This window comes from Gillisia sp. Hel1_33_143, assembly GCF_900104765.1.
Classification (GTDB): Bacteria; Bacteroidota; Bacteroidia; order Flavobacteriales; family Flavobacteriaceae; genus Gillisia.
Genome location: NZ_LT629737.1, coordinates 1,278,573 through 1,291,159 on the forward strand (window position 1 = coordinate 1,278,573; position 12,587 = coordinate 1,291,159).

Here is a 12,587-nt window from a genome sequence, read left to right on the forward strand (position 1 = left end):
CCCAAATCCAAAGCCCCAATAATACTATGCACAAGCTAATTCATATAATAATAGACAATTATAAAGAGGAAATAAAAATAGTTGAGGAATCTAACCTTGGCGATTTCAATAATGTTGAAAAAGGTATTTCCATTTCAAGACGATATTTACAAAAGTTACGAATATGTGTTAGGGAAAATGAATTCGTGGATCAACAGAACGAAATAATATTCTTTAAAAAACATAAGCCTTACATCTACAGCAGATTAAAATTTTATGCCCAACTCTATAATTTTTTAATAAATAGGCCTGCGGGAACAATAAAATCCCAAGAAGAATTTATAGATTCAGAAATAAATAGGCTTCAAGAAAGCAATAGACGAAATATAGACTTTATCAAATATTACAGAGAGGATTCTGAACTTTTAGATGAATTTTATTTTTTACGCGGACACGACAAAATTAGCTTGGTTTCTGACACATCACACTTTTATACTGATGCAGAATTTTCTACAAGCCACGATAGCGCTATTGCAAAAATTATGGCATATGACCTTCTAATTAGCCACTACGTTGGGGAATTAAGTTATTTAAGAGACCTCTCCTACAGTAAACCCAATAAATTGAACACTTTATCAAATGGTGAGCGACTTGGTTGGACAGCCTCAAAAACAGACCTCATTGAATTGATTTATGCCTTACAGGCATCTGGGGCAATAAAAAGTGGTACCGCTGGCATTAAAGAAATGGCTTCAGCTTGTGAGGATATATTTGAACTCAAACTCGGAAATGTATATAGAACTTTTCTAGAAATTAGAGAACGAAAAATTGACCAAACCAAGTTTATCGATAGACTAAAATCAACACTTTTAAGGCGAATGGAAGAAACGGACGGATAATTTTTTTAAAATTCAAAACGTTAAAATTTTTCCCAAGTTGGGTTGAACTTGGGAAAAAGTAAAATTAATTTTATTTATCGTCATTTGGTATAGATGATTTAAAGAACAAACCCCAAATGGAACTAATCTAAACCATTGAAAATGAACAAATAAAAACACCCTACTTGGGTGCAACTTGGGATTAAAATCCAATAAACCATCCCAAATTTGTAGAACGAAAGTCAAATCAGGTCAGGGGCTATCAAATTAATTGAAAACGATACGACAGTCCCTTTCTTTAAAACCGTTCTATTATGCCAGCAAATATTATTACCACCGACGACCTTCGAGAATTCAAAATGGAATTGCTCGATGACATTAAGAATCTTCTATCTAAGCAAGCAACTGGAAAACTTAAGAAATATCTAAAATCTTCCGAAGTGATGGACTTGCTGCAAGTAAGTCCGGGAACACTTCAAAATCTGCGCATCAATGGCACTCTGCCCTACACTAAAGTTGGCGGAATCATTTATTACGATGCCGAGGAAATCCAAAATGTTATGAACGCAAATCGCGTTCAACACGGTATAAATTCTTAAGCGATGAACTATATAAAGCTACTCAATGCGGCTTTTGAAAAGTTCTATTTTGATGACCGCCTAAATCCCACACACATAACGCTCTATATGGCACTCTTTCAGGAATGGAACAGTAGCCGCTTTGCGGATGAATTCTTTGTGAACCGCAGAGATTTGATGAGAGCCGCCAAAATTGGTTCTAAATCCACCTATCACAGGTGCGTTACCGAGTTGGACTCTTGGAGTTACCTATCCTACTTTCCTTCAAACAATCCGTACAAAGGCAGTAAGATCAAGATGGCCATTATGGGGACAAGTGATGAACCTGATACGGGACGGTACAGTCCCAAATTAGAACAGCTTGCGGAACACTACCGTCCCATTGAAGAACCAGTAGTGTACCAGCACCGTCCCACCAATGGACAAGTAGTGGACCCGCACCGTCCCGTGAGTGGACAAGCATTGGTATCTACTATAAACAATACCAAACAAGTAAACAATATAAAACAGCCAAAGGGCAGGCAGGCCGTTATTGATTTTTTTATTGAAAAAGGTTTTAATGCTGATGAAGGAAAAAAATTCTTTGAGCACTACGAAGCAAACGAATGGAAAACAAGCGACGGAAAACCGATACGCGATTGGCAAGCCTTGGCAAAAAACTGGATGGATAGAGCCGAATTATTCGACGAGGAAAACAAATCAAACAAAAAACAAGCGTCCCAAATCAAGGACAACCTGCGAACCACTAAAAACAAAGATTATGGACAACCCCTCTAAAATTACCGAAGGTGGCGTTGAATATGCGCTCGGGAAGTTTGATGGCAAAAGCATTCTCTACGATTTCCCAAAAATTTTAATTTACCTGAACGCAAAAGGGAAGCTGCTTTTTGGCGATAAATTTAAAATCTACGACCAAGATGAAGCAATAGTCCTGAAGCTTTGCAATTATTTTATCCGCGATAAAGAAAACTGCAAAAAGAACGGCATCGACCCAGAAAAAGGCATTTTGCTTTCCGGACCCGTGGGATGTGGCAAAACAAGTTTAATGAAATTACTGCGCCACATTGTACCGCTGCAACGCCCCTATGAAATGATTCCCTGCCGGAATGTAACCTTCAGTTTTAACCATTTAGGTTTCAAAACCGTTGAAGAATATGGCAACACGAAGTTTTACTGTTTCGACGATTTAGGTGTCGAACCCGCAGGTCGGTTTTATGGCAAAGACCTAAACGTTATGGGCGAAGTTTTGCTATCGCGCTATGAATTATTTGTTCAGACCAAAGGCAAGGTAAAAACCCACGCAACTACCAATCTCAACGCAGAGGAACTGGAAGAACGCTATGGGAATCGGGTACGTAGCCGAATGCGTGAACTTTTTAATTTGGTTGCCTTTGATAAAGGGGCTGAAGATAAACGCAAGTAACTCAACTTTTGAAGTATTTATACAGCAAAATTATTTCTGAAATAAACTGCTCTACTATAGCTTTCAAGCTTTTGGTCAACTCTAAAAAAATATCTTTCATAATTCTAATGATTTTGAATGGATAACAGAATGGATAATGCGATGCGCTCAATATTTATGAAATCTGAAATATATTTGCTCTCATCCCCGTTACTCAAAAACCCCAATTCAAAAAGGACAGAGGAACAATATCCAACCGTTTCCCGTAGAACTTGAAAATTTGCAAACTTCACACCCCTACTTTCAAAACCCAATTCTTTATTAAGCACAGCTTGCAATTGAAAAGCTAACCAAGTGGCATCTTTTGTATATTGTGAATTAGCTTTTGCTACATTTACTTCCACTCCTCTAGCGTTCGGATTATCGGAATGATTGCAATGCAACGAAATAAATACATCTGCTTCCAAAACTTTGGACAATTTGCTTCTATCGGTTAACGAAATAAGCGTATCGCTATATCTCGTCAAGTAAATATCCATTGGATTTTTAGACTGTTTATTGAGCTTCAAAAGTTCCAATGCAATATCCAGTACAACATCCTTTTCTTTGACGCCATTTATTCCAATAGCACCAGAATCTTTTCCACCGTGTCCAACGTCAATTATTATTCGTTTTTGAGCACTCGTTTCCTGTCCAAAAATGAAGCACATTTTCAAGAGTAAAATCACAAAACTGACGTTTTTGAGTACTTTTTTCATTTTTAATTTTCGGGTTATCAACAACTTCACTTCAAAAATCCATAGGATTTGATGCCAAATAATAGCAACGGAATTCAATCAACATCAAATAATATTTTATTCACAAATATTTGATTTTCAGCTATTTATATTCAAATATATGTAAATTTCCAATAACGAAAATGAACCAAAAATCTAAACCGTTCCGTTATGAAAAAATCACAATACTTAGCATCCATTCTTTCGCTCTTATCCACTTCGCTTTTTGCTCAAATTGGTGGCATTGAAGATTCAGTTAACGATGTAGGCGATACCATCAGAACCATATTTCCAATTTTATTAGGTGTCATCTTCTTGGTTGGCTTCCTTTTTAATGCTGGACATTTCTTTGGCGAAAATGCTGACCTTAAAAAAGGGATTACCAGAGTACTTGTCTTTGTACTTATTGCTGGCGCAGTTGTAGGCATCTTCACATATTTAATAGGAATCGTTGTTTAAGATGAAACGCTTCGAGGTCTATAAAAACATCAGAAAAAGGGCGGTCATTTTTGGGCTACCCATTTCCCTGTTTGCCTTAATGATGGTTTCCATTTTGGCTTCGTTGCTCATCATCATCTTCTCTTTCAGCTTTGGGATAATAATAGGTGTGTTGGTATTCAATGCTTCCCTTTATGTGGCGCTGACAAAAATAGCCCACAATCCGCAACTGTTCCAAATGGCAAAGGCATTTCCGCAAATCATTAGTAACAAAAGAAATTCTGGCTTCAATTATGAATAAGATTAACCTTTCGGCATATCAACCCATTGTAGATATTCAGGATAATATCGTATTTGCCAATAATGGCAATGTTATTCTGTGCTACAAAGGTAATTTACCAGAAATCTATTCCTTATCTGAAAAGGATTTTGAGGATATGCACGGTGCTTGGTTTCAGGCATTAAAATCATTGCCAGTTGGTATTGTGGTTCATAAACAGGATATCTATCTCAAGAAATCATATACTTCAGAACAACTACCGAATTCTACCTTTCTGGAAAAAGCTACCCACGAGCATTTTAAAGGGCGTGGGCATATCGAGCACAGCTGTTATTTGTTCTTCATCTTGACTAAAAATAAGGCGCTCAACAATCCGAAATACGTCAATCCCTTCAGAAAAGTTTCAAAAGGAATCGTACAGGAATTGGATGATAATATCAAGAGTTTCGCCAACTCGGTTAGTGATTCGGTTTCCTTTATCAACAATAGCCGAAAAATGAATTTTGTTGCGCTTAAAGCGGGCGACATCGAGCAACTAACGAATGCCTATTTCAATGGCTTCAATGAAGGCTACGACACCGATATTTTACTGGACAAAAAAAGCGTCAATATTGGCGAAAACCATTTTGATGCCCTGGCTATCAATAGCGAACTGTGCTTTGGCGAAAGTGTACAGAGTAGCAAGACCAATGAGAAATTCACTTCTGACGATTTTGTATTTCATCAAGGGTTTATTGATGGCTTAGGGCTTACGCTTAATGAGAACCACATTGTCAATCAAATCCTTTATTTGGATGACAAACAGAAGTGGCGCAAGCTACTTGATAAGAAAATTGAGGAACTCAACAAAAGTTCCAATTTCGGTTCACAGAATAAAGTAGTACTTGGCAAAATTCAGCACATCCTTGACCAAATCAATGCCGATGACAATGCACGAATCATTCGTGGACATCTCAATATTGTTTATTGGGCAAAGGAAGCCAAAGAGCTCGACAAAATAACCTCAAAAATCAAGACTGAATTTAAGGAATTGGATATCATCCCGTATTATCCAAGGGGCGAAGAACGTAAGAATTATATACTGAATAGTTACTGTTGCTTCTCATCCAATTTTTCGAATAATGATTTATACGTAACCGATTTAAAACACGCGCTTTGCCTGTTCATCAATAATACCAATTACAAAAGCGATAATACCGGAATCATCTTTAATGACCGTGAGCATAACATTCCCGTTCTGAAAGATGTTTGGGACGAAAAGAAGAAACGCATCAAGGCGCGGAACTTTGCCATTTTTGCACCAACAGGCGAAGGCAAATCTTTTTTGGCCAATAACATTCTACGCCAATATTTTGAAAGTGGTGTTCGCTTGGTCATTATAGACTTGGGTGGTTCATATACCAAATTCGCAAAACTCTATCCTGAAAAATATACAGTATTGCGTTATGAAAGCGGAAAGAATTTAGGCATCAACCCATTTTACATCAGTAACCAAAATGACCTGACACCTGAACGACTTGAAGATTTATCAGTCTTTCTTTTTGAGTTGTTCGCATCAGATTTAAAAGTGACCAAAGCACAATCGGTTTCGGTTAAAAAGATATTGCGCCATTATTACGATAGCACTTCAGAAAATCATTCTTTAGATGGTTTTTACAGCTTTATAGAAAGGAATCAGAACGACCTTCTTGACGACCTAAAAATCCATCCCGACTACTTCAATGTTACCAGCTTTCTGCACGTAATGTCCGAATATGTCGGTAATGGTCTATACAGTTTCCTTTTTGAAGTTAGCGAAGACCAGACCTATAAAATTGAGGACAAACGATTGATTGTTTTTGAACTTGATGAAGTCAAGGATAACAAAGAAATCTTGTCCGTAATGCTAAAGCTCATCAAGTCAGCAATTCAAAGAACCATTTGGAAGAACCGTGCTGAAAAAGGCATCATCCTCTTTGATGAGTTTGCCAAACAACTGAAGTTTGAAAATGTACTGGAAAGCGTGGAATTCTATTATCAAGCTATCCGTAAACAAAATGGTGCTATCGGGATTATCCTGCAATCCATTAATCAACTTCCGAACAATTCAACATCGGCAAGCATCCTTGAAAACACACAGGTCATTTATAGCCTGAACAATGAAAAAGGCTATGCCGAATTGGTCAAACGTCTCAACCTATCAAGCCACGATTTAAACCAACTAAAATCCATAAAAAACAATCTTTCCGGACCACGGAAGTACACCGAAATGTTCATCAAGATTGGAAAGGAAAGCAACATTTTCCGGCTCGAAGTACCCAAAAAGGTTTTCGCAGCCTATCTCACGGATGGAAAAGAAAACGAAGAAATAATGAAGCTTTTCGAAAAGCATCAGGATATGGAAAAAGCAATCACGGAATATTCATCTTAAAATATATAAATAATGAAAACAAGAATCTTAATTCTCGCAATGGCATTACTGTTCAGCTTCAATATGAAAGCACAAGGAATGCCTACTTATGACAACACCAATTTTATCAGCTTGGTAAAGCAACTGATAGAATCTGGAAAACAGACGGCTCAAATGATTAAGTCTGTAAAGTTCTTAAAAGACGCAAAGGAAAGTATTGAAAAGGTATCAAGTGTGGTACAACAGTTAAGGGCTGTTCAAGAAATAGGTCAGAACAATCAGCGCCTTATCAATGTAATGCAAAATGACTTACAGGATATTTTGAACTCGCCTTATATCAAACCAGATGAAGTGAGCAGGGTTGTGGAATCGTTCGATGCCATAGTTCAAAACTCCTTGGAAACGGTTGACTTTATTGACCAAGTCTTATCAAGTGATTACCTAAAAATGAGCGATGCCGAACGTGCTGAAATTCTAAAGGCTAAAGAGATGGAATCTAAGCAAATGATTTCCAACATCACTACAAAAACTAAACGCTATCGTGACATTATTTCCTTCAGAAAAATGCAGGATAAAGTTAATAATCGCGAAACCGAATACTAAAATGACTGCCACAATTCTCTTAGGGATAGGGCTGGAATATATAGATGCCGTTTTCCAGACCATACAGGCCAGCGACTTTTCGCAATACACTATTGCCGGAATGAAAACGCTCGCTGTCCTGTTTTTTTTGGTCAACATTCTTAAAAAATATAATGAAGGCATTGCAGATAAGGATGGTTATACTTGGGGATTGAGTCCAGGCGAACTGGTCAAGAATTTTGCCATTGTCATCTTGGTCATATTCTCAACTCAGGTCTTAGGATTTTTTGATGGCATATTAGTAGCTATCGAAGGGCAATATCGAGGGACAGCACCTGCCTTATTGCCATTACAGATGCAAGATATTCCCATCGAAGAGGACGTTAGTATTATCGAGGTGGCTCAAGCGGCTATGACGCTGTTATATGAAGCCTTGGTCACACCACTTTACGGTTTCAAGATACTTGCGTTCATCATTAGCCTTTTCCTATGGATATTGGATTTGTTTATCTATCCGCTGTTTTTGGCAGAACGCTTTTTTCTACTCGGAATTATGCAAACCTTTTTCCCTTTGGTCATAAGCTTAGCGGTATTTGAAAAGTTCCGTTCACTTGCTTACACATTTTTCAAATTGTATGCAGCTGTATATATGCTGGTACCTGCCTTCTTTTTGGTCAACGTTTTTGTAAATGCGCTCTATACCGAAATCAATACCAATTTCTGGGTCAATTTATTCGGAACCGATACAGGTCAAGGCTTTTTTGCGCCTGTAGTTCAGTTGGGTTCAGTAGGCTTTATTGTTTTCCTGAAATTCAAACTGTATAAACGTGCTACGTCCTTTACACTCAGATTATTTACTGCTTAAATCAGATTAATATGAAAACACCATATAAGAATATTTATAATGTCCTAAAACTGAATCGATTTATCGTTCTGGCAGTTGTTGTGTGTGCCTTACTGTCCAGTACCTTTTCAGTTTGGATGGTATTCAACACCAATCAAAAAGCGCTCAATAGTGCTTTTGCAATCAATACCGATGGTAGTATTATTCCGCTGAAGCTCGTGACTCAAAAGGAAAATTTTCGGGTCGAAGCATTAGCACATTTGGATCTGTTCCATAATTACTTTTATAACATCGATGCCAGTAATTATGAACGCAACTTGGAAAAGGCACTTTGGTTAGGTAACAGTTCCGTGGACAATCTCTATCGCCAGAAAAAGGCCGATGGTGTTTACAATAGATTACTTCAGTATTCCTTGGTTCAAAAAGTACTAAGCATCGATTCGCGGATAAATGAAAATAATGGCTCGTACAGTTTTACCACGACGACCATTTTTGAAATCAATAGAGGTTCAATCATCGACACTTATGAATTGGTTTCCACCGGAAACTTAATTATGGTTGACCGAAACTTCCCAATCAATCCACACGGCTTATTGATTACCAATTACTTCGAAAATACCTTAAAAAAAATATCAGATGAAAATTGAAAAGAATAAAATAGTATTTGTAGCGGTGTTGGCCGTGATTTTCATATTCCTCATTTCCTATTCAGTAATGGTTATGGGCGATGATGAAAGTGAAACCGAAAACCTTAAACAGACCCTAGTGCCAGACTTGGAAGAAGACCAGAAAGAATATGATTCCAAACTTGATGCGATTAACGACTTGAAAAAAGTTAGGGAAAATAATGCGCCCAGCATCTATGATGAAAAGCTGATTGATTCCTTGGGATTTTACGACCCAGACCTTCCAGAACGGGAAAAAGAGCGTATCGTAGATAGCATCTATGAGGCTGGTAAGATTCAGTATTCAGAGAAGAGATACCAGAATTTGGGCCAGAAAAGAACTGTTCGCAAAGCGGTATTAACAATCGATTCTACTGAAGTGAAAAGGGAACAAAAAATTGAAGCTAAAGAATTGGGATTGGAACATCAATTGTTCTTTGCCGCTTCGCCAAAACCTAATGAAATTTCAATTATCGGTAATACAGATGAAACTATTTACGTGGTCGTAGATGGCGACCAAGTCGTAAAAGCGAATACCAGATTACGAATGCGCCTTACCAAACCTGCAACAATAAACGGTAAGCTGATGCCTAAAAACACACCAATTTTTGGTTTTATAAGCTTTCAGCCCAACCGTGCATTGATAGATATTGAGAACATTAAACATCATCCTACTAAACTCAAAGCATTCGATTTGTCAGATGGTAGTGAGGGCATTTATGTCGAGAACAATTTTAGAGCTGAAGCCACCACCGAAGTCTTGGACGATATTATTGGCGATATCAACCTACCTACCGTACCACAAGTAGGTGGCATTACAAAAGTTCTTAGACGTAGTAACCGTAATGTAAAAATTACGGTATTGAACAATTACAAACTCATTTTAAAACCAAAATTATAAAGCCTATAATGGATATTTAAAAACGCACTCTTATGAAAAATTCAGTCTTAATAATAGCAGTCATATGTATTTCCGCTTTCGCGAAAGCACAAACAACCAAAGTTCTCGACACCATTTATGCCAACGACACCAAAAACGTTGCGCTGTTCTTCCCAGAACCTATTAGGCAAGGGATAACAGGTTCAGATAATTTTGTCTTTACCTACAATCGTGAAAAAGAGCAGTATTTTGGACTTCTTCAAGCAAAGCCTGGTAAGGAAAGTAATCTACTGGTAGTCAATAAATATGGTTCAATTTTTTCGTATATTGTAAGATATAAAAAACAGCTATCTAAGCTCAATTATTTCATTCCGCTATCAAGTAGTATCGGTAATGAAAAACCGATTGTTACTGAATCGGTTATTGCTGAATCATCTGAAGAACTTGTAGATAATAGCACGTATTATTACCAAAAATTCTGCTCGTATCTACTCAAAAGAAAACAGCGCATAGGTCGAATTAAGAAACGGAATGAAGGCATTATCTTGACCGTTGAAAATATTGTTTTTGATAAGGATGAATTGTATTTCGTTATCGAGATTGAGAATAATTCTTCGTTGGATTACGATTTAAATTTCTTAAACCTTTCGATTGAAACAAGACAAAAAGGGAAAAGAAAATCGTTGCAACGCCTGTATCAAGAACCAACGTACAAACACAATCTGCCTTCAAAAATTGCAGAAAGTGAAACTGTGCGCTTCGTTTATGTATTGCCCAAATTTTCATTATCTAATGACCGCAGGACAATTTTGGAATTGAACGAAAAGGATGGCGAAAGAAATATTGAAATGAAACTATCACACAGATATATCAATAACCCAAATTAATACTGTTATGAAAAAAATTGTCGTTTTCTCGCTCGTTCTCTTGCTATTGGCTTGCTCTGAAAGTAAGACCCTCTCGCCATCTGAAACCGCTAAAGTAGTGGCGGAAAGTTTCTATCACGGAGATGAGGAAACCTTGAAAAAATACACTACTGCATCAGGCTTCGAAAACCTATCGAGCATCCAATCAATGTTTGCACAGGATAAGGATTCGAAAACCGACTTTAAAATTATTGAGGAAGCAACTGAAGGCGACGTGGTCTGGGTAAAATACACAACAGCTTTTGACTCTAAAGCAAGTATTTTCAAATTGGTCAAAGAAGATGGACATTGGAAAGTAACCCATAATGGGCCGAGGGATAAGGGGCCTTTTTAGATAAAATTCGATTACACCACCCCATTACACCACCTATTTGACCACCTTTTTCAAAAGAAGTTATTTAAGGAATCAATAATATTGAAGAAAATTTATCGGTTGAAGCTTTACATTTCGCTTATCAATTCTTTTGCTTTGTCCAAGGTATATGCGCCATTCACTTCTTTTTTGTCGAAAATCATAAAAAATGAAAAATCGTGTCAAATGAGGAGGTGTGCAAAACTGTGGATAGGTGGTTTTCAGTTTCCAAATCAATCCGCCAATCAATCCTTCCGCAGCATCATTGAAAAACTTGATCGTTCCTATTGACCCAGATTCCCTTTGCTCCAAAAGGTTTTCAATCAACACCCTCGAAACCTCGTTAACGCTTTCCTCATTCTCTAAATAGCGTGGCGCAATAGGATTACCCTACGGATGATTTTATCAAAGGAAATGACCTTAAAAGGGATGTCTCCATCTTTAAAAAGTGGGTACGCCATTTCGGTCAGTTCAAAATCCTTGTAGTCGTGGATTATTCCGCAAAAACCCTGTCCCTGAAAATGTTTAAGAAATCTGTAGACTACACTTTCGGTCTTGCCACTTCCGGCAGAACCGATTACGGATGCACCACGTTTAATATTGTCCAATTTGAAGTTTCCTTTGGTGGTAGAAAAATTAACCTGATATTTTGCATTGGCTGTTTTGGGCTTTTCGGTTTTGGTCAATTGAAGGAGTGCCTAAAAGCAGAAGGAGAGCTATGGGTTTTGTTCTTGAATAATTTACTGAACGATTGTGAATGCTCAAAGCCCAGTTCGTAGGCAATTTCACTAATAGATAAATCAGAAGTAGATAATTTTTGTTTGGCTTCGGTGATTAATTTATCGTGAATATGTTGTTGCGTGCTTTGACCTGTTAGTGATTTCAATACACTACTTAAATAATTTGGTGAGATATTCAATGCATCTGAAATGAATTGAACTGTAGGCAGACCTTTTTGAGTTAAATTAACACTTTTAAAGTAGTTGTTCAGTGTGTTTTCTAACGTATCCAAGATTTTATGGTTGGCAATCTTGCGGGTAATAAACTGCCTTTGGTAAAATCGTTCCGAGTAATTGAACAGGGTTTCAATTTGTGAAATAATAATGCTTTGACTGAATTTGTCAATATGGTTGTGGTATTCTTGTTTGATGTTTTCAATAATGGCGTTAATGACTCTTTCCTCTTTATCTGATAGAAACAAAGCTTCATTAACCGAATAATCGAAAAAGTCATATTGCTTTATAGTTTTCGCCAAAGCAGTTTTCCAAAAAAAATCGGGATGGATCAGCAACAACCATCCTTGTTGTTTTGCCATTTCATCCTTTGGATGCTCTATTTTAAAGACCTGATTAGGCGAGATGAAATACATTAAGCCTTCATCAAAATCATATTCGCTCTGGCCATAACTGAACTTGCCCTTGAAATCTCTTTTTAAGGAAATAGAATAATAACCAAGAACCATATTTATGGGTTCGTCATAATGCTTAATGTCTTGAACAGCAATAACACTGATCAGTGGGTGTTCAGGTGGCAGCAAATTTCTTGAGCGATGAAATTCACTAATAGTCTTATAATGATTTAATTTTAGTTTTCCCATCGTTTTACTTAATGGTTTATT

The 12,587-nt window shown here is 37.2% G+C and carries 15 protein-coding genes and 1 pseudogene; 13 read left to right on the forward strand and 3 right to left on the reverse strand.

Annotation, left to right across the window (positions count from 1 at the left end; all coding sequences use genetic code 11):
* Nucleotides 1-26 precede the first annotated feature (26 nt).
* The 4 genes from BLT84_RS05750 to BLT84_RS05765 all read left to right on the forward strand — a co-directional run bounded on the left by BLT84_RS05750 (nucleotide 27) and on the right by BLT84_RS05765 (nucleotide 2,858).
* Entirely contained in the window at nucleotides 27-878 is an 852-nt protein-coding gene (locus BLT84_RS05750; protein ID WP_091263490.1) for an RteC domain-containing protein, read from the forward strand.
* A gap of 293 nt (nucleotides 879-1,171) precedes the next feature.
* Nucleotides 1,172-1,456, forward strand: coding sequence for a helix-turn-helix domain-containing protein (locus BLT84_RS05755; RefSeq protein WP_091263492.1), 285 nt, complete (start codon nucleotides 1,172-1,174; stop codon nucleotides 1,454-1,456).
* A 3-nt stretch (nucleotides 1,457-1,459) separates the two neighbouring features.
* Nucleotides 1,460-2,212 carry a hypothetical protein gene (locus BLT84_RS05760; protein WP_091263494.1) on the forward strand — a complete coding sequence of 251 codons (753 nt, stop codon included), beginning with the start codon at nucleotides 1,460-1,462 and terminating at the stop codon, nucleotides 2,210-2,212.
* Entirely contained in the window at nucleotides 2,196-2,858 is a 663-nt protein-coding gene (locus BLT84_RS05765) for an ATPase (protein WP_091263496.1), read from the forward strand. The genes BLT84_RS05760 and BLT84_RS05765 overlap by 17 nt, the downstream gene beginning before the upstream one ends.
* A 104-nt stretch (nucleotides 2,859-2,962) precedes the next feature.
* Here the strand turns inward: BLT84_RS05765 and BLT84_RS05770 are convergent, their stop codons facing one another.
* The gene (locus tag BLT84_RS05770) at nucleotides 2,963-3,595 is read right to left on the reverse strand and encodes an N-acetylmuramoyl-L-alanine amidase (RefSeq protein ID WP_091268060.1); all 633 of its coding nucleotides are present in this window, start codon (nucleotides 3,593-3,595) and stop codon (nucleotides 2,963-2,965) included.
* A 189-nt stretch (nucleotides 3,596-3,784) separates the two neighbouring features.
* On the opposite strand from BLT84_RS05770, the gene BLT84_RS05775 reads away from it, so the two are divergent.
* Genes BLT84_RS05775 through BLT84_RS05815 form a run of 9 tightly spaced genes read left to right on the forward strand, consistent with a single transcriptional unit; the run spans nucleotide 3,785 to nucleotide 10,951 of the window.
* The gene (locus BLT84_RS05775) at nucleotides 3,785-4,072 is read left to right on the forward strand and encodes a hypothetical protein (RefSeq protein ID WP_091263498.1); all 288 of its coding nucleotides are present in this window, start codon (nucleotides 3,785-3,787) and stop codon (nucleotides 4,070-4,072) included.
* A 1-nt stretch (nucleotide 4,073) separates the two neighbouring features.
* The gene (locus BLT84_RS05780) at nucleotides 4,074-4,352 is read left to right on the forward strand and encodes a hypothetical protein (protein WP_091263500.1); all 279 of its coding nucleotides are present in this window, start codon (nucleotides 4,074-4,076) and stop codon (nucleotides 4,350-4,352) included.
* Nucleotides 4,345-6,741 carry a TraG family conjugative transposon ATPase gene (locus BLT84_RS05785; protein ID WP_091263501.1) on the forward strand — a complete coding sequence of 799 codons (2,397 nt, stop codon included), beginning with the start codon at nucleotides 4,345-4,347 and terminating at the stop codon, nucleotides 6,739-6,741. Before BLT84_RS05780 ends, BLT84_RS05785 begins: the two co-directional genes overlap by 8 nt.
* A gap of 12 nt (nucleotides 6,742-6,753) precedes the next feature.
* Nucleotides 6,754-7,323, forward strand: a complete 570-nt coding sequence (locus tag BLT84_RS05790; RefSeq protein ID WP_091263503.1) for a conjugal transfer protein — start codon at nucleotides 6,754-6,756, stop codon at nucleotides 7,321-7,323.
* A 1-nt stretch (nucleotide 7,324) separates the two neighbouring features.
* Complete coding sequence (locus BLT84_RS05795) at nucleotides 7,325-8,167, forward strand: hypothetical protein (protein WP_091263505.1); 843 nt, start codon at nucleotides 7,325-7,327, stop codon at nucleotides 8,165-8,167.
* A gap of 11 nt (nucleotides 8,168-8,178) precedes the next feature.
* On the forward strand, nucleotides 8,179-8,793 hold the full coding sequence (locus BLT84_RS05800) for a conjugal transfer protein TraK (RefSeq protein ID WP_091263507.1): 615 nt from the start codon (nucleotides 8,179-8,181) through the stop codon (nucleotides 8,791-8,793).
* Nucleotides 8,783-9,712 carry a conjugative transposon protein TraM gene (gene traM / locus BLT84_RS05805; protein ID WP_091263508.1) on the forward strand — a complete coding sequence of 310 codons (930 nt, stop codon included), beginning with the start codon at nucleotides 8,783-8,785 and terminating at the stop codon, nucleotides 9,710-9,712. The genes BLT84_RS05800 and traM overlap by 11 nt, the downstream gene beginning before the upstream one ends.
* A gap of 32 nt (nucleotides 9,713-9,744) precedes the next feature.
* The gene (locus BLT84_RS05810; RefSeq protein WP_091263510.1) at nucleotides 9,745-10,578 is read left to right on the forward strand and encodes a DUF4138 domain-containing protein; all 834 of its coding nucleotides are present in this window, start codon (nucleotides 9,745-9,747) and stop codon (nucleotides 10,576-10,578) included.
* 7 nt (nucleotides 10,579-10,585) lie between these two features.
* On the forward strand, nucleotides 10,586-10,951 hold the full coding sequence (locus tag BLT84_RS05815) for a DUF4878 domain-containing protein (RefSeq protein WP_091263511.1): 366 nt from the start codon (nucleotides 10,586-10,588) through the stop codon (nucleotides 10,949-10,951).
* A gap of 177 nt (nucleotides 10,952-11,128) precedes the next feature.
* Here BLT84_RS05815 and BLT84_RS05820 read toward each other — a convergent pair.
* A pseudogene (locus BLT84_RS05820) lies at nucleotides 11,129-11,655 on the reverse strand (type IV secretory system conjugative DNA transfer family protein); the annotation flags it as partial.
* Nucleotides 11,652-12,566 carry a helix-turn-helix domain-containing protein gene (locus BLT84_RS05825; RefSeq protein ID WP_091263514.1) on the reverse strand — a complete coding sequence of 305 codons (915 nt, stop codon included), beginning with the start codon at nucleotides 12,564-12,566 and terminating at the stop codon, nucleotides 11,652-11,654. The pseudogene BLT84_RS05820 and the gene BLT84_RS05825, both read right to left, overlap by 4 nt.
* Nucleotides 12,567-12,587 lie beyond the last annotated feature (21 nt).